We start from the raw sequence: 19,996 nt of genomic DNA, 5'->3' as shown, positions 1-19,996 counted from the left end.
TTGACTTCTCCCGCAATTTTGGCGATCGTTCTGGCATTCCTTTTTGGCAGAAGGCGCAAAAGCTTATCATAAAAGCTTTTTTGTCTGTTACTAAACCTCTAAGATTCATTTAACAAAGTTGTTTATGATTGATGAAACCCATGAAAATATTTCCTCTTCGACTGAAACCTGATGAAGATTTAAAACAAAGTTTAAAGAACTTTGCTAGTCAAGAAAACATTAAAGCAGGGTTTATCGTAACTGCTATTGGTAGTCTGAAACAAGCAAAAATTCGCTTTGCCAACCAAGACAATAGTACAGTCTTAACTGACAAATTTGAAATTCTTTCCCTCAATGGAACAATAGCAACCACTGGAATGCATCTCCACGTTGCCATATCCAACCAACAAGGAAAAACCATTGGCGGACATCTTGACTGTGGATGCATTATCTACACAACCGCCGAGATAGTTATTGGTATCAGTGAAGAATATACTTTTCTGAGAACAGCAGACGAGCAAACAGGATACCACGAATTAGAAATTATCAGACAAACATCTGAAAACCCTTGAGCGATCGGATGACAATACTGCTCGATTAACGATAATTGAGGTGTCAGAACCCCGGTTTCTTAAAGAAACCGGGGTTCTAGTTTCCGCGTAGGAGAGTAGTATTGCGTTAGTTCCTCCATATCACAGGCAAAACCTCCACATCCAAAACCTTTCCCTCGCCTTCCTCAGTATTCTGAAACAACACTGTAAACGCACCAGCACCCAACCCATATTGAGGAAACATCCGGTAACAAGGCAGAGACGTTAAATGTGACTGATAGCCCTCTAAATGCCTCACTTCCACAGCCTTAAACTGGGGAAATCTTTGCAAAAACCACTCACAAACCTCCTCATTTTCTTCAGGAGAGTAAGTACAAGTCATATAAGCAAGATATCCTTGAGGAGCAACAAGCCGAGCAGAATTAGCTATGATTCTTTTTTGTCTGTTAGCACTTTTATTAATAGCAGTTGGATGAAAACAACCCGGTGCTTTTTCTCCTTTAGCAAGTAAAGACTGCCCAGTACAAGGAGCATCTACTATAACTAAACGACTCGATAAAGGTATCGTGTCAGCAAAAAAACTTGAATCTTTGCTTGCAACAAGAGAAGGCTCAACCTGACAGCGTTTCAGATTAGAAATCAGCATTCCCAACCGTTTGCCAATCACTTCATTACTAATCAGTAAATCTGGTTGCAAACTTTTCCAAGCAAAAACACTTTTTCCTCCTGGTGCAGCACACATATCAAAAATTTGGTTGATAGGTTGAGGAATTGTCAACAATATAGAAGCCGCAAAGACAGAAGAAAAGTCCAAACAATAAAAAGATCCCTGTTCGTGTAGGGGATGCTGTCCAGGTTTTTCTCCTAAAGACAAACGGTCTATAAATTGTGGTTGCCAAGGTGTTGCTATTTCAATATAAAAAGGAGAAACTTCTGGCTTTTCCTTACACCAAAGAATACAAGGGTTAAAACGCTGTGGATGAGTTAAAGCCCCAATAAATTTTTCTTGTTCGTCTAAGTTGGTAAATAAACGTCGCGACAGTTTAACTAATAAATTAGAAGGTTTGTCCATGAAAATTTTCCAACATACCGTGTATTGCGGAGTTCCCCTTGGACTTTTAGAGTCACTGAGGCGTCGGACGAGCCGCTTAATTTCTTAAGACGCGCACACCTACCGCGTTCGCGAAAGCGTGCCCTCAGGCATAGCGGAGTTGAGCCACTCCGCGCACTAAAGTGACGCGGATTTTGCTATCGAATTAGGGGTGTGTGTAGTCCTCACTTTTCCTGCCAATGTTGCCATGCTACACCAACAGCGGCACTTGCCCCAGCTATTAACCCAGTTGCCATTCCCTCTATAGTTTTAACTCTTGGGTCTTGAGTTATGCATTCACTGGTGACTGTATTGGCTTGCAAGCACATATTGGTTTCCGCCCAAGCTGAAGTGCCACCTACAATGACACCAGCTATACTACAAGAAACAACAAGAAGGAGGAGGCGTTTGGTTTTTATGTCTTTAGGCGGTTGCATAGAATTTGGTAAATTGTTATTGGCTTAAAACTACTTTACACATCATTATCCTTTTTGTCAGTAGTTTTGACCCCATAATATCCAGCTATACACCAAGGCAGACGATATCCCGATCGCCTCACTGTCGTCAATGCTTGGCGGTCTGCTGGAATTTTTCTGTTAAGGGACTTGAATTCAGTAGAAATCCTCACAAGATACTCATATTTATACTTCAACATAAAAGATGTTCAGGGTGAATATCTCCACACACAACTGACATTGATGGCAGGCAAGACGCCTGCACCACAAGAAACTTTGGGAAATTTTTTTATTTGGAAGACCCTTAACTGAAGAGCGCACGTGCAACTATTGCAAACTGCGCTCGGACATTCTTTTTAACAAAAGTAGAAGGAAAAACATGAATTTAGTTTGGCGTTTGTTTAGCACATTGGCTCTCCAGATGTCTGCGCTTGCTGCGATTTCTAGTGTTGCCATCGCACAGGTGACGAGCGTTGCTCACCCAGAGATAACAAAGCAAAAGATTTGCTCTTTCGATTCCATAGAAGATTTGCTCCCTCCGCCATTAGGCGAGCAAAGTCATTTACACTTTTCTTACTTAGCAAAGCAAGGATTTATTCAAAACCCAGATGGTTCTTGGGTCTGTTATGTGAATGATTCGCAGAAAATCGGGCGGTACTATACCCTCTTCAAGATCCAAGAAATCGATCAAAAGCTTGTAGCAAGCACTTTCTTAGACAGTGGTCATTTGATTGCAGGTCAAGACAACCGCAGCTTAGACTTGTTTATGATGCTGATCGAGAATCACACCAACACAAGTCCGGTAAACCGACAAGTTATACGCTCTTCCCTGGAAAGCTTCATTACCCAAGTCCGCTCCAGGAAAATACTACCTTCACATCGTGGATATCTTTTCGACCACCCAAATCATGGGTTCATCTTATACCACCCTCTTTTAGAGGGAAAACTGAAGGGTACGGCAATTACAATTAATCTTGACTTGCCACGCCGCAAAAATTGATTTTTCTCTGGGAATTTCTTGTGGGATGGGCCGGAAAGCCCGTCCCAGAGAACGGGCGGGCGGGGACGCCCACCCCACAAGAGTCGGTTGCTTACTCAATTCGGAGGTTGATGGGTAGGCGAGCATAAATGCCCAGGGAATCGTTCATTTTTTGTACGATCGCCAGTTCTTTTTGAAGTTTTTCAAATTCAGCCATCAAAGGGTCTGGAGCTCTTAGCTTAAGTTTATCTATCCCCAGGATAGCCTGTGTCTCCTGCGCTGCTCGCCCAAATAAACGCTCCTCAAGAGTTCCCAATCGAGGATATTCCTGCACCTCCCAATTATCTCCCAGATTTGCGGCGGAAGCGGCGTGTTTCATGGCAGAATCCAAACCCCCAATTTCATCCACCAAACCTATTTTCTTCGCTGCAACACCCGACCAAACCCGTCCTTGAGCAATCTCAACCACCTTTTGTTCTGACAGTTTCCGACCTTGTGCGACTTTATTTATAAATACACTGTAAACGCGGTTAACATTACGCTGGTATAGTGCCAGTTCTTCGGGAGATTTGGGACGAGCGACTGTTTGAACATCAGCATATTTCCCTGTTTTGACTGAATCCCAGGTGATTCCGTTATCATTTGCCAATTTTTGAGCATTGATAAGCACTCCAAATACACCAATAGAACCTGTGATGGTGTTGGGTTCAGCAAAAATCCGTTTGGAGTCAGTGGCAATCCAATAGCCACCAGAAGCAGCAATGTCACCCATCGACACTACAACAGGTTTTTCTTGATGAGTCAATCGCACTTCTCTTTGCATGACCTCAGATGCAGTAGCGCTTCCACCGGGGCTGTTAATTCGCAGCACAACAGCCTTAACGTTTTTATCTTGGCGCAACTGACGGAAGATTTTGGCAAAGCGATCGCCTCCTATTTCTCCATTCTCACCTTGACCTTCGACTATTTCACCTTCAGCATAAACAACGGCGATTTTGTTTTTCGATTCACGTTCTATACCCAAGGATTTGCCGGGAACTGCTGCATACTCATTGATGTTAATTTGGCGGAACGTTCTCTCATCTTTATCGCTCTCAGTTAACTTTTTCAGGTCTGAAACCACTTCATCAAAATAAGCCACCTTATCTACCAACCGATTGGCTTTGGCTTGCTCAGCCAGCAACAACGCTTGATTATCGACAATATTTTGTAATTGGGTAGGGGCTATTTTGCGACTCGACCCTACAACTGTTCGCCACTCTGTCCAAACATCATTTAATAAAGTTTGAATTTGCTGGCGGTTTTCTGTACTTAGCTTTGTGAGGACAAACGGTTCAACGGCTCCCTTGAACTTACCAACTCGCACGACTTGAACGCCAACCCCATACTTTTGCAATGCTCCTGCAAAAAACATGGGCTGTGTACTCAAACCATTAACTTCCATCGCTCCCAAGGGGTTAACCACGATATTATCTGCCACCGAACTCAGGTAATATTCCCTTTCCCCCCAATCCGAGCCATAGGCGACAATCTTTTTACCTGCGGCGCGAAATTTCTCCAGTTCTTGGCGGATTTCTTTAAGAGTGGCAAAACCTGCAACACTTCCTTGTGATGTGCGGCTAGCATCCAAATATATGCCAATAATTCGCTTGTCTAGACGTGCTTTTTCCAAAGCATTCAGAATGCTGCGGAGAGACATCCTGTTGACTTCCTCACCTGATAATGCTTTTTCCAGCAATTCGCCCGTGCTGGGTTCGCCATCAGTAATGTTCATCGACAAGTCAAACACCAGCATTGACTTATCTTTCACTAGAGGACCAACATCTTTAGAAGAAGCAGCAGCAAAGAGCAGCAAGAGTAGCCCAGTAGTACCCAAACCGCAAAAGATGAATAACCCCAAGAGGCTGCCAACTAAACTGGCAAAAGTTTGTTTGAGAAAATTACGCATTTTAGTTAATGGTCATTGGTCATTAGTCGTTGGTCATTGGTCATTGGTCAATACTTATTTTATGCGTTGTAAACTTTCGGAACACCTTAGTTCATCTAGTGTAGCGTTGCCAGTACAAAATAGCACGGTAGTCATTTCAGCAATTAATACCTCTGCTAATTCCCGCACAGCTACATCAGAAGCCGCCGCCGCTTGTAAAAAAGGCATAGCCAATCCTGCAATATCTGCCCCTAACGCTAGTGCTTTTGCTACATCCAATCCATGACGCAATCCTCCTGAAGCAATTAAAGGAACATGAGGTGCGATCGCACGAATACTGGTAATACACTCTGCAGTAGGCAAACCCCAGTCGGCAAATGTACTTCCCAAACGGCGCTGTAAAGCATTTTCTGCCCGTTCGCTTTCCACTTTTGCCCAAGAAGTCCCTCCCGCACCAGCTACGTCAATTGCTTTGACCCCAGCCGCAATGAGCTTTTGGGCCATTCTATCTGAGATGCCGTTACCAACTTCCTTCGCAATCACTGGCACAGGTAATTTAATGCATAATTTATTTATTTTGTCAATTAATTCTTTGAAATTTTTATCACCTCTAGGTTGAATGCACTCCTGTAAGGGGTTGATGTGCAAAATCAAAGCATCGGCTGACAAAATATCAATTATCTTTAAACATTCATCCAAACCGTAATTGTAGTTCAGTTGGACTGCGCCCAAATTAGCGAACAGAAGAATATCAGGAGCATACTTCCGAACTGCAAAACTCTCAGCAACTTGAGGTTTTTCTACTGCTACCCGTTGGGAACCTACGCCCATCGCCAATTTGTAGTGCTGAGCAACTTCCGCAAGGCGACAGTTTATGACTCCCGCCTGTTCAGTTCCTCCAGTCATGGAAGAAATCAGCAGGGGCGCACCAAGTTGTTTGCCTAAAAACTGAGTCCTGATGTCAATTTCGTCAATATTTATTTCCGGTAGGCAACAATGAGTGAAGCGGTAGTGTTCCAATCCATTAGTCGTTTGATGAAATTGAACATCTTCTTCCAGGCAAATACGGATGTGATCTGCTTTGCGGGACTGCGTTGCTGCGGGAGTGCTTGTTTGAGAGTTCACGACTGATATAACTTGTGGCTATGACTGCACTCCCATTGTCTCAATCTTACTCCCGAACCGCCAAAAGATTACTTAATTTAATAATTAAAAATCGGCAAACCTACTTGCAATATTCAACAAACTACTATATTGTTTTATTTTGTTCGTCTCTAAAGTGCTAGAATCAAGTCAGCATTTTAGAAGTCTTGAAAACTAGTAAAAACTATTTGGGTATCATCAGGGAGTTAAGGATCAAGTAATCTGTTCAACATTATCAACAACTGGTGCGATCGCCCTAGGTTGGAGAGGTTACATTGTCCAAAAAAAGCATCTTTTTAAATCTTTAATAAAGAGAGAGGAAAGTATCTCTATGGCTTCATTGAGATCTACAGTTTTGTTTGCCAAAAAATTCGTTAATGGTAGAATAATAAGCCGTTTATTTGATAAGTTTTGACGATTGTAACTTGCACACAGCAAAACTCAGCTGTTGGATCTGATGATTGAGTATTGTAGGGGACTTCCAAATAAACAAATATCCCAAATTTATTGTGGTGCGGGCGTCCCCGCCCGCCACAAATAAAGGACGGGTGGGGACGCCCGTCCCACAGGATGGGATAGTTAATGTCCTAGAAATCCTTAGCTTCCATTTACCAGTCTCCGAGCAAACGGACTATCCTTTCCCGTTTCTATAGTTAAGATTGCACATTCTGTTTCTGGTTGTACTTAATTGGACGTGAGTTCGACGAAGCCAAATCAGACCTCACCCCAAACCCCTCTCCTTCAAGGAGAGGGGCTTCAAACCCCGATTATTAGATTGCTCCTCCCTCTTCTAAAAGGAGAGGGAGGTTGGGAGGGTGAGGTCTGTCGAATTCACGTTAATTAGGCGATCTTCGAGAAAGACTTCGCCACCACTCTCTATTGCAACTCACACACCAAAGATTATGAATGTTAGTCTTTCTTGGATTAGCACACTTGTTCTGTCTGTGTCTGCATCTGTTAGTGCGTCTAACTTTGCAACAGCACAACAGGCTCCAATGAATCCCCAAAAAACAACACAGACAACACCACAGAAGATTTGTTCTTTCGATGTTGTAAATAATTTACTACCTTCCACAAGCGAGAAAAGCAACTCTTTACTTTCCTACCTCGCACAACAAGGTTTTACACAGACTCACGATGGTTCTTGGGTCTGTTACGTTAACGATCCTCGAAAATCAGGACGCTATTACACTCTCTTCAAGGTTCAGCAGATCGATAAAAAGCTTGTAGCAAGTTCTTTTTTAGAGAACGATCGCATGATTGAGGAACAAGACAGCCGCAGTTTAGACTTGTTTCTCATGCTGATTCAAAATCACACAAGCACAAATCCGAAGAACTTGCCTAACATACGGCAATACATAGAAACCTTTATTACACTCATCAAGCAAGGGAAGGTACAACCTTCAGAACAGGGCTATCTCTTTAATCAGCCCAATCCAGCGTTCGTTTTTTACAACCGTATTAGCCAGGGACAAATTAAGGGGACGGCAATTACGATTAACCTTGACTTACCTCAGAAATTAAGTTCTTCTCCAGTCTTTTTAGAGCTTAAGGATTTGAAGAAACCCTAGTTAATGGAGGTGGATCTTGTTGAAGCCATTGACGAAGAAAATCACAATTGCATTTTATTGTTTTGCATCAGTACTCATCCCTTATAAGGAAGTATTTGCCCAGCTAAACCTTGGGCGCTATGGAGTCCAACGGGGACTGGAAACTAATTATCTCCAATACCAGATATCAGGGCAAAAATTGAGCCAAATGCGAGGTATTCCCGCATGCGCGATCGGATACGGTCTCAACTGTAACAAAACTGCAGCAGTTCTTGAGGAATTATTAGCAGCTAGAAGTAGACCCAGCTATCAAGACCTATTGATAAGAGCAGCTGGAGGAGAAGAAAACCTCCGCAAATTTGCTGCTTTTTACAATAACGATCGCAATCTTGCTCAAACGCCATATGCTTCATTTTGGCAAGATGACACCCCCAAAGTTGTGGATGGATATCGATATCTTCTTGGCGGGACAGTGAAACAGTCTCCTGTATCAGGTTTGGGGCTTGTCACTAAAAATTTTTATTGGACACCATTGCAGGGAGTTGGTAATTCCCTTGACCTTCGCAGTGGGTTGTTGAACTTGAAGTATTCTTTTGGACGTTTGCTGTACGAGGAAATGGCAAAAATTCCCAATATCGAGATGCAGGTTCAAGCTCTGAATTTACCGCAAGAGATGACGAAATTTTATTTGGAGAAAATTTCCATAGCAAAACAGGCATTAAGCACTGGCAATCAGAAGCTACTTGAAGATAGCATTCTCGATGTGCTCTCCGTACCATTCCATACAGAAAATACGCCATTTGGACGCCCAAATATTGGGATTCCTCCAGAATTCGACCAACTAACTGGCGAGGGTCTCTCACCAGATGTGTTTGTAGGAATGAATCCAGTCTTCTTAGCCCCGGATGCGATCGCTCTTGACGTTCCTTCTACAATTCCAGAACGTACAATCCCAGAAAATATAGTTCCAGAAAGTGCTCTTGTCCAACAAGGTTCTGGAAATTCATTGACAGGTTGGTTTATTGGAGGTGGCGGGCTTGTTTTATTACTTCTTCTTTTATCTTTAGGTGGTGGAGATAATAACGATCGCGCTTCCGGTCAACCACCTTTAACTGTCGGAACAACACCTCCCGATATTATTCCTCCAACCACCCCTAGTGGATGTGGTTTACCTGGCAACTCCAGCCAAGTGACTGAGATTCCTTGTACTCCAAGTGTTATTTATCCACCAGGGAAGGTAGAAAGAGTCCCAGAGCCATCAGCGATCGCGCCTTTTGTGTTGCTGTTGATTGTACTGTTTTTAAGTTCTGGTGCCTCTAGGAAGCAAGTTCGTTAGTAGCTAGTGGTTAGGGTTAGTAGGGCGCAATGCCTTGCGCCCCTACATGGTCTCAGCTTTTCATCTTGTTTTATTGCTTCGCACCTGAATTGCCAAATTTAATACCAGTACTATCGGGTAAGTCAATGCCGCGAACGTGCGTCAAGACACAATTTTTTTAGCTAAAACCAAAATATTCAAAGCTTGAATCGTCCACCAAGTCACATCAATTTCCCACCAACGCACTCCCGAAGAAGCCACATTGGGATGAAGGCGGATGTCTAGCCCTAGGAGAGATCGCCTCAAATTACGTATTAGTGTATACTTCGCTCCTATGTACGCGAGGGCTGCGAGCGCCAGCAACAGCGCCAATCATTGAGGCAAGTAAACCTAACAAGGAACCGAAGACAAACCACCACAATCCTTGACGTACATTTGCAGCAACATCACGCGCTTGTTGAGCAGATATGTTAGGTGCATTCTGCGGTAAGTTCACACCACCCTGCTGTTGTACTTGGTTAACAACTTCTCCAGCATTGGAAGCCGCAACACCAAAAGCACCTGAGACACCATTTGCTAGTAACCAAGAGCTTAATACTAAGGTTGTTGCCCAAAGAATCGCACCGTTGAGAAGAGCAGTATTGCGATTCATTGGACCACAAGCACGAGCTGTTACCCAACCACCAGTAAATAGAGAAATCAACAAACCAATAGTTGACCAAATTCCTACATTACCAGCAACATTATCTGCAATTGTTCTAGGTCTACCAGAACCTTCAACAGTGCCTGCACCAATTGCACCAAATAAAGCGCTCAAAATCAACTGAGTCGCTATGGCAACTAACAAACCAGAAATAATTGAACCCCAACGAACACGGTCGTGGTAATCGCTCGATTGATTAACAATAGCAGGCTCAGTAACGATATTATCCACATTTCGATTTACGTATGTCATAGACGCTTCTACTTTTGCTAAGGTTTATTTAGATTCAACTTGAATTTCCTTTATTTAACCTCAGTCAACTATATAAGTATAGATATTTGCATTGAGATTATCACTCTTACTCTAAGCCTTTATTTTCTATAATTTTCATCTATCCAACAACGTGGTAGGTTCTCACCAGAAGGGAATACTAAATTTTCTTTCTTAAATTGTTCAGGATCTTGTTCCTCTTCTCCTTGCTGAGATTGACCAAGGACAGTATTTTTTGTAGCACTAATTAATGCCTCTAGGTCACGGATCTCTACTAGACTATCGGTCTGCTTATTTTGTAAGAACATGGTGAAGTTGTTTTGTTTTAATGAATGTTGAACGAACTTGCTCAGCCAAACTGGTTATAACAATAGCCTAACCTTTTTTTTCTTTCACCAATCCTATAACCTGTTCTATTGCGGGTGCGCCACTGAGAGTACCGGGAATTTTAATCATCACATTTTCCTGCCCAATCTCATAATAATAGCGTTGCGCTTCTTCAATCGTGGCTTCTGTGTTGTGAGCAATCGTCGGGGGGACTTCGATGCTCACATAGCCGTCCAAACCACCTGACTCTTTATAAATAGGTCGGAAAATATCGCAGGCATTGCGGATATCATCAAAGATGAGGGATTCGTAAATTTTGTAGACAGGTAAACCTGCACGAATTCCTGCTTCGATACCAGTATCATATAGCGCGTTACCTGCGATCGCTTTTTCAAAAATTGCCGGGTTAGAAGTGATCCCACAAATACCCCGACTCAAAACCATGCGTTCAAGTTCACCAGATTTAATCAAGTCACGGGTCAGATTATCCATCCAGATACTCTGACCGTAATCTTTAATTGTTAACAGTGGGTTGCTTACCATCTCTTACCACCAAATTCGATTTCCGTTCTCATCTACTCGTGCTTGGCGAATCACATCAGATATTTCCTCTGCTTAGTTGACGTTACTAGCGGTACTGTTGATCCGCAGGATCGCCATAGGGGTCTTCACTTGCTGGACGGATGTTACCGTATTGTCCGTAATCAGCCGGGTCACCATAGGGATCTTCGCTAGCTGGGCGGATATCACCGTACTGTCCATAATTTGCCTGTCCCCCTCTTTCAAACAGCTTTTTCATGGCAAGAGCAGCTATACCAGCCATCGCGCCTTTCGCTAATGGATTGCCAAAAATGTTACTACCTCGACCACCCATCAAACCACCTGTCGCACCTCCAAAGATTTGACCGAGCAGATCTGGTTGTTGTTGATGAATTCTACCTGTTGCTCGAGCAAGATAATTTGGGTCTTGAAGACGATCGTCTATACCATCTTGGTTGAGATCGGGGAAATTCAAGTTTGAAGAGCGTGATTGTTGTTGAAAATACTGTCCAAACTGCATTCGCTCTTGTGGTGACATCCGGCTAAAAGCTTCTTGTGCAGATTCTTGATAAAGGTCTGGAGGTAATTGTCTGGATACTTGCTGATAACGACCTAAGACTTCCTCATCCGTGTATCCCTCAGAGGGTGAACCTTGCTCATAGCGATTAATAAAATTGCGGTAGTCATTTTCTGCTTCTCGATTACCACCGAAAATACTTTCCAATAAATTCATTTGTTTCTCCTAAGGCTTAATGCCACTAAATTTTTAGACTAATGTGGTAGCTACACATTTTTACGGATTCTCACCATTTAAAATGTTGGTGCTGGAGCTTGACCTAAACCTCTCAAGTCTCGCCCTGTTGGACTGTTATTATACCCTTGGAAATCACGGTATTGTTGCACTTCTGATTCAGGAACACGAATGCCTTATGATAGCGGCGTTACCCAGTTAGCACGACCTTGAGCATCACGGAAGTAAACACGTCCATAGAAGTTTAATTTCCTATGTCTAACCTCAGCCAATTATATAAATACAATGTTTGTACTGAGGTTATTCTAGTTATCTAAACCTTCAAGTGTTTCATAGTTTTCATCTACCCAACAGCATGGAAGACTTTCACCAGAAGGGAAAACTAAATTCTGTTGCTCAAATTCTTCTGGATCTTGTTTCTCTTGCCCTGCCTGACCTTGAGCAACTACAGTCGTTTTTAGAAGAGCGGTCAGTGCTTCTAAGTCACGTATTTCTACTAAGGTACCAGTCTGTTTGTTTTGAAGAAACATGGCATTTTTTTACTAATGATAAACAAATTAATAGCTAGACTGGTATTTAACATTATCCTACTTTGTTTCTCTCTTTTACTAACCTTAAGATAGAGATCGAAAAAAGAGTACTTAATTTATTGAATTGCATGGTGAGCACTAGATTTTTAAACACTTACGTAGCTAATATGACACAAAATGGCTCTTTGGATACTCTAGTTTAATGCTAGAAACAGGTCACAAATGTCAAGGGTCAGTTGGTTGGTCATATACAACTTTTGGAAGATGGTTTATCAAATAGCATCTCTTAGCTTAAAAATAAAAATATAGAAGGATATAAAAGGCTCACAAATTAATATTTTTGAGTCAAGCTAAGTACGCAAGAACCATCCTTACTCTTGCCACCACTGTTCATTAATCTCCCGTTTGACAATTTGGCAATACATCACGAAATACTCAATTTAAACACAAATTGCGAGGAAGATGTTACTCTCGAACCGCTATAAGATTACCGATTTCTTTTCCTCTTTCTCCCTTGCTCTTTGCGCCCTTGTGCGGTTCATTTAAATAGGTAGTTTTCGGGCGGAAAAGGAGTAATTGGCTTTCTAATTATTTGATGTTTTTGCTAAAGTCAGATGCTCTCTTCTTTGCTTCCTCAACTGCGGCATTCAGTGCTTGGAGTGATGTAGAGTAATAGCCGAACAGGCATGAGTCAAAGTCGGCAATGGGGAATGGGTTGCGCTCTAATATGTTATGGATAGCAATCGCGTAAGAATAATTCCCTTTAGCTAAAGGGTGGGAATGTACTGCCACATACCACGGTATACTCATTACTAATTCTGTAAAAAACTACCTCGTCCGAATGGATTAATCTTTAAGTTAGATAACATTAAATAAAGAAAAGCCCTACAACAAGAGGTACGCGTTCAAAAGTAGGTGCAGGTGCAGGTGCAGGGCTGGAATTGAATTTAGATTACGAACTTAATCCTAGTTTTACTTAGTGACAGTAGATGTTATACGACCATTAGGCATATATATTATTAAGCTTTTATGTAATTATTAATACATTCTCTCCCACACTGATTTAATAGGGGGAGACATCGGGAAAAAACAGGCACACAGTAAAGATTAACAACTCGGCGCAAGCTGTACCCAGCCGATCGCACTAAATAACTTTGTACGCGTGGACGCCTCTTTTTAGTCAAAAAAACCGATATCTTCCCTAACAGGACTTATATAATCCTTGAGAAAGGTTCGTCAACCCTGTAGGCTTGCTACTGTTATATAACACGCTTAAGTGATTTATCGAGTCAAGTGTGAATGAGGTTGTGGTTTTGAAATCCCAATTAACTAATCATCGGGTTGATTTACAAGATTGCACTATTTTTTATCAGCAAAGTAGGTTGGAGTCGAGTTCAATCCCCATCCTATTTCTACACGGATGGGGAATTTCGACTGAGCCTTATACTGAAGTACTGAAACTACTAGCACTTTATCATACCATAATTGCTCCTGACTTGCCCAGTTTTGGGAGATCGACTTACTCTGAGCTAATTCCCGATTACGTTAGCTATAGCAAATTTCTCCTTTCATTTCTGGAAGTTTTGGATTTACAACAATTTCATGTAGTAGGACACTCATTTGGTGGCGGTATTGCCATTACTTTATCTACATTTGTTCGGTGAAAAAGTCAGAAGTGTAATTCTGGTAGATAGTACCGGGATTCCCGCGCCATCTATACCGGAGATGATACCGCGAAGGGCAATCGAAATGACGCGAAAGAGTGCTTATCGCTCCTCTCCCCCACAATCGCCTACAGCCAGCCTTTCACCTCCAAGGTCATCCTGAAGGGCTAGCGAGTCGCCAATGACCTAGAAATTGCAAATCCCTCAAAGCGTGGGCTAGAGAGGGATTTTGGGTATTGGGTTTTTTGACTGCTAGGTTAAATTATTTGCTTTCTCAACTGCTTCCTTTAACTCTTCAAAGGTAATACTACCGTCTTCGTCTGAATCATACCTTACTAGTAACTCCTGGGGGCTACTGGTATTTGTTTCTGATGAGATGATTGCACTTAAGCCAGGACTTAAAAAAAGCTCATTAATGGAGACTTTGCCGTCTAGATCGCGATCTAAGGTATTAAAAAGAGATTGAAGCTCTTGCTCGGTTGCCATAAGTTTCTATCTGAATTAATTTTTCAATTTAATATCTCATTAATATCTCAAAATTCAACACAACAAACTTATATCCTTAGACGTAGAAACGGGGATCGCTGGGTCTTAGATCGGGTGTAGGCTGTGATACAGGGTCTACAGTTGGGACAATGAAAATCAATCGGCACGGTCGAGCCAAAGTTCTTACTCAACAAGAGATACAGCTAATTTTCAGTCATGGCTTAGACAATAACCGCGATCGCTGTATAAAGTATTTTTGACAAATCTATCGCAAGGTTATGTTGAAATAAAAGCTATCGCCCTAGACTTTCATAGCAACTCCCTATTTTTTATATAAATTTCTATGGTAGATATTTATATTATTGATCTATTTATTATAGGTCTACTGTTACTAGTAGTTACCTTACTGTCTGGCTGGATTTCACGCTTACCGCTTTCTTTTGCTCTGATCTATCTCTTAGTTGGTATTCTTCTTGGTCCTTACGGCTTTAAGCTCATTCAATTGCGCCGTGAAGGAGTTTTCAACGCCGAATTGTTGGAACGGCTAACAGAGTTTGTAGTGATTATCTCTGTATTTAGTTGCGGTTTAAAAATTGTGCGTCCCCTCAAAATAGGGGCTTGGGATATTACAGCACGACTCATTGGATTTTTAATGCCAATTTCAATTTTTGGGCTTGCTATTGTCGGGAAAGTTTTTTTAGGTATGGATTGGGGAGGGGCAATTTTACTAGGAGCAATTCTTGCCCCCACTGACCCTGTATTGGCTTCAGAAGTGCAATTGACTGATGTTAATGACCAAGATGAGTTACGTTTTGGTTTAACATCAGAGGGCGGGTTAAATGATGCCTTAGCCTTTCCTTTTGTTTATTTTGGTCTTTATGCTTTAAAAGATAAGAACTGGGAAAACTGGTTTAAACAATGGGTTGCTGTTGATTTAATTTGGGCGATCGCTGCTGCCATAGCTATGGGTATTCTTGTCGCTAAAGCGATCGTTTGGATTGATAAAAAAATTCAAAGACAACGACCTGCTGATGCATTAATGGAAGATTTTATTGCTTTTGGGACAATTTTTGTCACGTATTCACTAACAGAATTTGTCAATGGTTATGGATTTCTTGCAGTGTTTGTTGCCGGGTTAATTTTTCAAAGAAGTTATAGAAATTCAGAAAAATCTCTGGCCAAATTGGAATTTATAGAGCGAGTTGAAAAGCTTTTAGAGATTGGCACAATTTTAGTTTTAGGTTCAATTTTGTTATTTAAACCAATGCTGAATTATGCTACCCAATCATTATTAGTAATAGCTTTACTGTTCTTTGTCATTCGACCAGTGGGTGCTTGGATAAGTACAATTGGTAAACCTTCTGGACATCGGCACCATAGAAAAATGCATCCAGGAACCCGTTGGTTATTTGGCTGGTTTGGTATTCGGGGTGTAGGCTCTTTATACTATCTTGCCTACGCATATGGTAACGGTTTGAAAAACAGTCTTGGCGAGCAAATCGGTTGGATTACCTACACTACGATAGTAGTTTCTGTCATTGTGCATGGCATCAGCGCCACTCCACTTATGAGTTGGTATGAGCGAAATCTTTCTCCTGAAAATCGCAATGCCTCACCCCCAGCTACAGTGAAGGAATTTGAATAAGGAGTTAGATCTGCCGTACTATTTTTTTAACTAATTCTAGGCTAAAAATCTTGGATAGAAAAGGTTTAGAACGAATAGCATCCAGGCAAGCACTTAGAACAAAGTTTTAAAAAATACCCTGACCGGGAGTCAGCAAATTGTCAGGATCGTAACGTCGCTTGGCATTTATCAATCTGCTCCAGGCTGAACCAAAATGCTGTTGCCAATCCGAGTCAGAAAATTTAATAGCGTCTACGGGATAGCGAGTACCGCCAATATCGCGGTTTTTCTCAAAAAATCTTCGATTGTCATCAAGCATTTTGCGAACTGTAGCATCATCAAGCGGTGCAGTCCTTAGAATAGCAAAGAGAAACACAACCTGCTCGTTAGGTGTCCGAAATAAAGGCAGCTTGAAACGATCAGTTTTGACAGGGTACAGCAGAACTGGACCATTTCCTGTATCAACCAGTGTCAAAGTAGAAACAATCTCGCCAACATATTGCTCAACGGCTGTGCTCGGTACGAAGAGATTAATCCAAGGATGAGGGTTAGACCAAATGTTGATGGATTTGAGGTAAGCAACAGTTTCTGCCAAACGGTTAAGAAAGTCGAAGTAAGATTTGTCTTCTATTTGTTCTGTACCCGGAGTATAGCTCAAAGAAGCCAGTAAACTGGTGTTGTCTGGCTCATTAGGTGGGGTGTAAAAGCTAGCCGCTTCTAACATATAACGCCATCCTCCATTAGGATCAGATACTACCTGACCTTCTACATAGTTAAACCGTTCTTCAGTAATTAGTAAGCGTTGGTCATGAATCAATGTAGTCAAATCATCGTAATACAAAAGAAACACACGGGCATGGGTGAAGGCTTCGATTAGCCGAATTGTCGCCCGTACTATAATTCCACACTGACCCAAACCGGCTAGTACTGCTTCAAATAAATCGCGGTTTTGATCGGGAGAACAAGTTTCTAGCTTACCCTCACCTGTCACAACCTGAAGAGATAGCACATTATCAACCTGTACGCCATAGCGATGGCTCGCGCCGCCAATGCCGCCTACTGACAAGGTTCCTCCAATCGACAGTTCGGTGTAATCAGTGAGGACTGGTGGTGTCAATTGTTGCTGTAGCGTTGCTTGCAATAGCTGACTCCATACTATCCCAGCATCAACAACAGCTTGTTTTGCACTAATAGAATGGATTGTGTTTAGTGTACTCATATCAATGATTACACCCTCTTCTACTTGTGCCTGACCGTAGCAGGAGTGACCCTGACCGCGTGCGGCAATCTTAAGGCTGTGAGTACGAGCAAATCTGATAATGTTGACGATATCATCAATCGAACCTGGTTGAAGTACGGCTTTTGGGTGACGATGCACTAGGTGACCAAAATCATCACTCGCATTTGCGCGTGTGGCATCATCAGTGTAAAGTACTCCATCTAAAGGCGGTAGGTTGACAAACGAGTCTATAGCGTTAGCAGATGTTGCCCAGGAACGATTAACTGTATCAAATTTAACGATAACAGCACTAGCAATCAAACCTTGCAAAGTATTGCGACGCGAGATATTGTTCTTCATAAGAATATAGTTGTCATGGGTAAACCAAGCATGAATGTGGAGTCGTCACTGCTATAGGCATTATTCGTGCTGTTTTTGCTTTAAGGCGATCGCTCGCGCTTGGTTGCTTAGAAAATCAAGAATGTTGTTGGCTGTTGGCATCGCAAAGTTCCGGCACCTTGAAAAAGTCTGTGGGGTAGCGGAAGTCCTCCCTAGACTCGCCATAGTGATCGTAGAACTCGAAGGTTCCGATTTTCTTGAGAATAGGAGCAAACTCGGGGTATTTGTCGGCGCGATTGCAGAACCGACTGGGTATTTCCGTTCCGGGAATAACGCCCGTCCAGCAATCAACAGCGAACCCGTTGATGGTAGTTGTGCCCTTGTAAACCATGTTGTTGGCTAACCACCAGTCGCGACTAAAGACATTAGGCAGTGGTAAGGGGTTGAGAGTACAGGTAGTCACCCCGGTGTTCGGATCTTTTTGGATGAAGTACTCTTTATCTGGGTCTTTACCATCAGATGGGTCGAGGTCATATACGTTGTAGATCAGAATCTCCTTGTCAATATAGTAGGCGAGTTCGCGGTTGACGCCCTGCTTTATATCAAACTCATACGTAGACACCAATTGATTTTGGGGATTGCCGACCTCCTTAAACCTTCCCGATCCAAAGTATACCAAGGGAAAATTGGGAAACGCCTTTGCGGTTGGGATTTTGAGAGCTTCGTTTGTAAAGGAATTCTGTGTGCTCTTAACCTGACCAAAGGCGGGGAGCGAAGTTGTTAGGAAAGCACACAAAGCACAGATGACAACCCACTTAAAGATATCGGTTTTCATTTTTGAGATGACTACTATATTGCTTCAAAATCAATCTTCATTTGAAGCGATCGCCTGAGTTTGCTGTCTTTATATTTCTTTAGAAACAGCATTCGGCTTAAGCCATAACAAAAATAAAGAGTCTCAACTGGGAAAGTAAATTATTGCACCACATACATTACAACGAAGCTTCACTTGTCATGTTATCAAATAGCGCTAAAACGTAGTAAATCTTGGTCAATCGTAGTAAAACTGTATTCATAACCGTCAGAGCGGTGAATTAGTTTAATGTAGTGTCGATCTACAGCAATCCGATGATCGCTAATTAGCACTTCTACCCCTTTTTGAGTTGGAGTTTTAATTCTAGCTCGATAAATTCCCGCTTTAATGTGTTTCCGATCTTTCAGCAAATTGCAAATCACATAGTCACCAGCTGTCGCATGAGTATATTTCTGATTTTTGGCTACTAGCTTAACTTCTTTTTTACCAGTAATGGGATTCTTTTTAATGCTGGCTATGGCGGGAAAGCCTTTAGCATTCATTCTTTGTACTTGTCTTGTACCGTGTCCTTTGCAAGTAACGCGCAATGGTTGATAGATACACAATTTAACTATTTCTGATGTTCCTACACAAGCACTATCAATCCAGTGAGCTTTTGGCAATCCACTTTTAATCCGAATCATCTTTGTAGATGCACCATTCCCACTGATAACTGGTAATCCGAATTGATGCGCCATTTCAAATATGGCTTTACGGGTAGAGTTAACAGCAGCAGCATCACTTAATGACTTTTTCTGATGCGATTTAATTTTTTTGAGGATTTCCGGTTGAGCTTTAAGAAATTGTTCTACTGATTTATTTCCTTTTTTTTGGTTACATTTCTCGCAAGATAATGTGAGATTTGAAAATCGGTCACTACCACCTTTACTTCGTGCATTAATATGTTCTATCTGTAAGGGAACGTCTGTCTTACCGCAATAAACACACTTTCTACCCCAGTGTTCTAGAAGTGCTTCGCGTAAGGTGTAACCCCATAGTGTCCCCTGCTGGTATTCAATGCCTTCTATGTCTGGTGTCTCCATTTTTTGCAAGTCGAATTTAACCGATTCAATTGCAATGGATTTAATTGGTGCTAATTTCAGTAACCTTTTTATCCAAGTTTCAGTGGTTAACAATCTGTGTCTTAAAGACGGTGCTAGCCAGCCATCTGGTCTTTTCCGGTCAAATCTCTTTTGGCGATAGCGAAGTCTTCTTGACCTTCTAGAACGTCGAACACCTGCTCTTTTAATCATCTCCATTTTTATGGCTAGACCCCGATGTTCTAATTCCATCGCCCAGATGACTTCATTCTTATTTAAATCCACTAGAGAAATGCCTGTAAATTTTGAGCCTGGATCGATCCTCAGTTCTAAATACGGTTCTACATCTTCATCTACCTCCTTCTCTAAAATTAAAGTAAATGGAAATAATTTCAGCTTTTTAGCTTTGCCAACAGATTGTAGAATTCTCGCTCTTGCAGGTGTTGTTGGCTTTAGTATTTTGCCATTTTTACTCTCGACGAATACGGAATTAGTAATCATTTGATTAGCTCCCTTACGGGGTATGGTATGCCTCGACACTGCTTTTAAACTTCTCGAAAAGGTTCGGTGTTGCACTGGCACAAAGCAGCCATGTTCCTCCCTCGACGCTTGGGACTGGCAAATCCCATTAAGTCATGATTTAAAAGCGGACTTAAACCTT

At 42.0% G+C, this 19,996-nt stretch carries 21 protein-coding genes and 1 pseudogene; 6 read left to right on the top strand and 16 right to left on the bottom strand.

The genetic code is table 11. The features are described 5' to 3' along the window. Positions 1-140: 140 nt before the first annotated feature. Complete coding sequence (locus WA1_RS44870) at positions 141-551, top strand: PPC domain-containing DNA-binding protein (RefSeq protein WP_026134720.1); 411 nt, start codon at positions 141-143, stop codon at positions 549-551. A gap of 106 nt (positions 552-657) precedes the next feature. Here the strand turns inward: WA1_RS44870 and WA1_RS44865 are convergent, their stop codons facing one another. The 3 genes from WA1_RS44865 to WA1_RS56215 form a co-directional block, all read right to left on the bottom strand. After that, a complete protein-coding gene (locus tag WA1_RS44865; protein ID WP_017744061.1) occupies positions 658-1,602 on the bottom strand; it encodes an RsmB/NOP family class I SAM-dependent RNA methyltransferase in 945 nt (314 codons plus the stop codon). Between the two features lie 203 nt (positions 1,603-1,805). Next, positions 1,806-2,057, bottom strand: a complete 252-nt coding sequence (locus WA1_RS44860) for a hypothetical protein (RefSeq protein ID WP_017744060.1) — start codon at positions 2,055-2,057, stop codon at positions 1,806-1,808. Between the two features lie 35 nt (positions 2,058-2,092). After that, the gene (locus WA1_RS56215; protein WP_148662894.1) at positions 2,093-2,275 is read right to left on the bottom strand and encodes a hypothetical protein; all 183 of its coding nucleotides are present in this window, start codon (positions 2,273-2,275) and stop codon (positions 2,093-2,095) included. 179 nt (positions 2,276-2,454) lie between these two features. On the opposite strand from WA1_RS56215, the gene WA1_RS44855 reads away from it, so the two are divergent. Continuing rightward, complete coding sequence (locus WA1_RS44855) at positions 2,455-3,075, top strand: hypothetical protein (protein WP_017744059.1); 621 nt, start codon at positions 2,455-2,457, stop codon at positions 3,073-3,075. 91 nt (positions 3,076-3,166) lie between these two features. Here the strand turns inward: WA1_RS44855 and sppA are convergent, their stop codons facing one another. Both sppA and fni read right to left on the bottom strand, forming a co-directional pair. Next, entirely contained in the window at positions 3,167-5,002 is a 1,836-nt protein-coding gene (gene sppA / locus WA1_RS44850) for a signal peptide peptidase SppA (protein WP_017744058.1), read from the bottom strand. A 54-nt stretch (positions 5,003-5,056) separates the two neighbouring features. Beyond that, entirely contained in the window at positions 5,057-6,106 is a 1,050-nt protein-coding gene (fni, locus tag WA1_RS44845) for a type 2 isopentenyl-diphosphate Delta-isomerase (RefSeq protein ID WP_017744057.1), read from the bottom strand. Between the two features lie 920 nt (positions 6,107-7,026). On the opposite strand from fni, the gene WA1_RS44840 reads away from it, so the two are divergent. Together WA1_RS44840 and WA1_RS44835 are read left to right on the top strand one after the other, a co-directional pair. Continuing rightward, complete coding sequence (locus tag WA1_RS44840) at positions 7,027-7,695, top strand: hypothetical protein (protein ID WP_017744056.1); 669 nt, start codon at positions 7,027-7,029, stop codon at positions 7,693-7,695. A gap of 16 nt (positions 7,696-7,711) precedes the next feature. Next, a complete protein-coding gene (locus WA1_RS44835) occupies positions 7,712-9,010 on the top strand; it encodes a hypothetical protein (RefSeq protein ID WP_017744055.1) in 1,299 nt (432 codons plus the stop codon). Between the two features lie 141 nt (positions 9,011-9,151). Here the strand turns inward: WA1_RS44835 and WA1_RS56210 are convergent, their stop codons facing one another. From WA1_RS56210 to WA1_RS44805, 7 genes and pseudogenes are all read right to left on the bottom strand, one after another. Next, positions 9,152-9,295 (bottom strand): hypothetical protein, encoded by a 144-nt coding sequence (locus WA1_RS56210; protein ID WP_201789166.1) that lies wholly within the window; start codon positions 9,293-9,295, stop codon positions 9,152-9,154. A 1-nt stretch (position 9,296) separates the two neighbouring features. Then, on the bottom strand, positions 9,297-9,944 hold the full coding sequence (locus WA1_RS44830; RefSeq protein ID WP_017744053.1) for a hypothetical protein: 648 nt from the start codon (positions 9,942-9,944) through the stop codon (positions 9,297-9,299). 119 nt (positions 9,945-10,063) lie between these two features. Continuing rightward, on the bottom strand, positions 10,064-10,270 hold the full coding sequence (locus WA1_RS44825; protein ID WP_017744052.1) for a hypothetical protein: 207 nt from the start codon (positions 10,268-10,270) through the stop codon (positions 10,064-10,066). Positions 10,271-10,364: 94 nt separating this feature from the next. Further along, positions 10,365-10,832: pseudogene (locus tag WA1_RS44820) on the bottom strand (transaldolase family protein); the annotation flags it as partial. A gap of 85 nt (positions 10,833-10,917) precedes the next feature. Next, on the bottom strand, positions 10,918-11,562 hold the full coding sequence (locus tag WA1_RS44815) for a hypothetical protein (protein ID WP_017744050.1): 645 nt from the start codon (positions 11,560-11,562) through the stop codon (positions 10,918-10,920). Positions 11,563-11,885: 323 nt separating this feature from the next. Further along, positions 11,886-12,110 carry a hypothetical protein gene (locus WA1_RS44810; RefSeq protein ID WP_017744049.1) on the bottom strand — a complete coding sequence of 75 codons (225 nt, stop codon included), beginning with the start codon at positions 12,108-12,110 and terminating at the stop codon, positions 11,886-11,888. Between the two features lie 588 nt (positions 12,111-12,698). Continuing rightward, positions 12,699-12,920, bottom strand: coding sequence for a hypothetical protein (locus WA1_RS44805; RefSeq protein ID WP_017744048.1), 222 nt, complete (start codon positions 12,918-12,920; stop codon positions 12,699-12,701). A gap of 503 nt (positions 12,921-13,423) precedes the next feature. On the opposite strand from WA1_RS44805, the gene WA1_RS44800 reads away from it, so the two are divergent. Further along, positions 13,424-13,774: an alpha/beta fold hydrolase gene (locus WA1_RS44800; RefSeq protein WP_201789165.1), complete on the top strand. Its 351-nt coding sequence runs from the start codon at positions 13,424-13,426 to the stop codon at positions 13,772-13,774. 252 nt (positions 13,775-14,026) lie between these two features. Here WA1_RS44800 and WA1_RS44795 read toward each other — a convergent pair whose 3' ends face one another. Then, positions 14,027-14,260, bottom strand: coding sequence for an EF-hand domain-containing protein (locus WA1_RS44795; RefSeq protein WP_017744046.1), 234 nt, complete (start codon positions 14,258-14,260; stop codon positions 14,027-14,029). Positions 14,261-14,603: 343 nt separating this feature from the next. Between WA1_RS44795 and WA1_RS44790 the strand changes: the two genes are divergently transcribed. Next, positions 14,604-15,905 (top strand): cation:proton antiporter, encoded by a 1,302-nt coding sequence (locus tag WA1_RS44790; protein ID WP_017744045.1) that lies wholly within the window; start codon positions 14,604-14,606, stop codon positions 15,903-15,905. A 106-nt stretch (positions 15,906-16,011) separates the two neighbouring features. Here WA1_RS44790 and WA1_RS44785 read toward each other — a convergent pair whose 3' ends face one another. The 3 genes from WA1_RS44785 to iscB all read right to left on the bottom strand — a co-directional run bounded on the left by WA1_RS44785 (position 16,012) and on the right by iscB (position 19,836). Then, positions 16,012-17,463, bottom strand: a complete 1,452-nt coding sequence (locus tag WA1_RS44785; protein ID WP_017744044.1) for an FAD-binding protein — start codon at positions 17,461-17,463, stop codon at positions 16,012-16,014. 115 nt (positions 17,464-17,578) lie between these two features. Beyond that, positions 17,579-18,277: a hypothetical protein gene (locus WA1_RS44780; RefSeq protein WP_066613275.1), complete on the bottom strand. Its 699-nt coding sequence runs from the start codon at positions 18,275-18,277 to the stop codon at positions 17,579-17,581. Between the two features lie 185 nt (positions 18,278-18,462). Further along, on the bottom strand, positions 18,463-19,836 hold the full coding sequence (gene iscB, locus WA1_RS44775) for an RNA-guided endonuclease IscB (RefSeq protein WP_017744042.1): 1,374 nt from the start codon (positions 19,834-19,836) through the stop codon (positions 18,463-18,465). Between the last annotated feature and the right edge of the window lie 160 nt (positions 19,837-19,996).

Origin of the sequence: Scytonema hofmannii PCC 7110, from assembly GCF_000346485.2 — a bacterium.
Lineage (GTDB): Bacteria > Cyanobacteriota > Cyanobacteriia > Cyanobacteriales > Nostocaceae > Scytonema > Scytonema hofmannii.
This window is presented reverse-complemented; position numbering and strand designations above follow the sequence as displayed.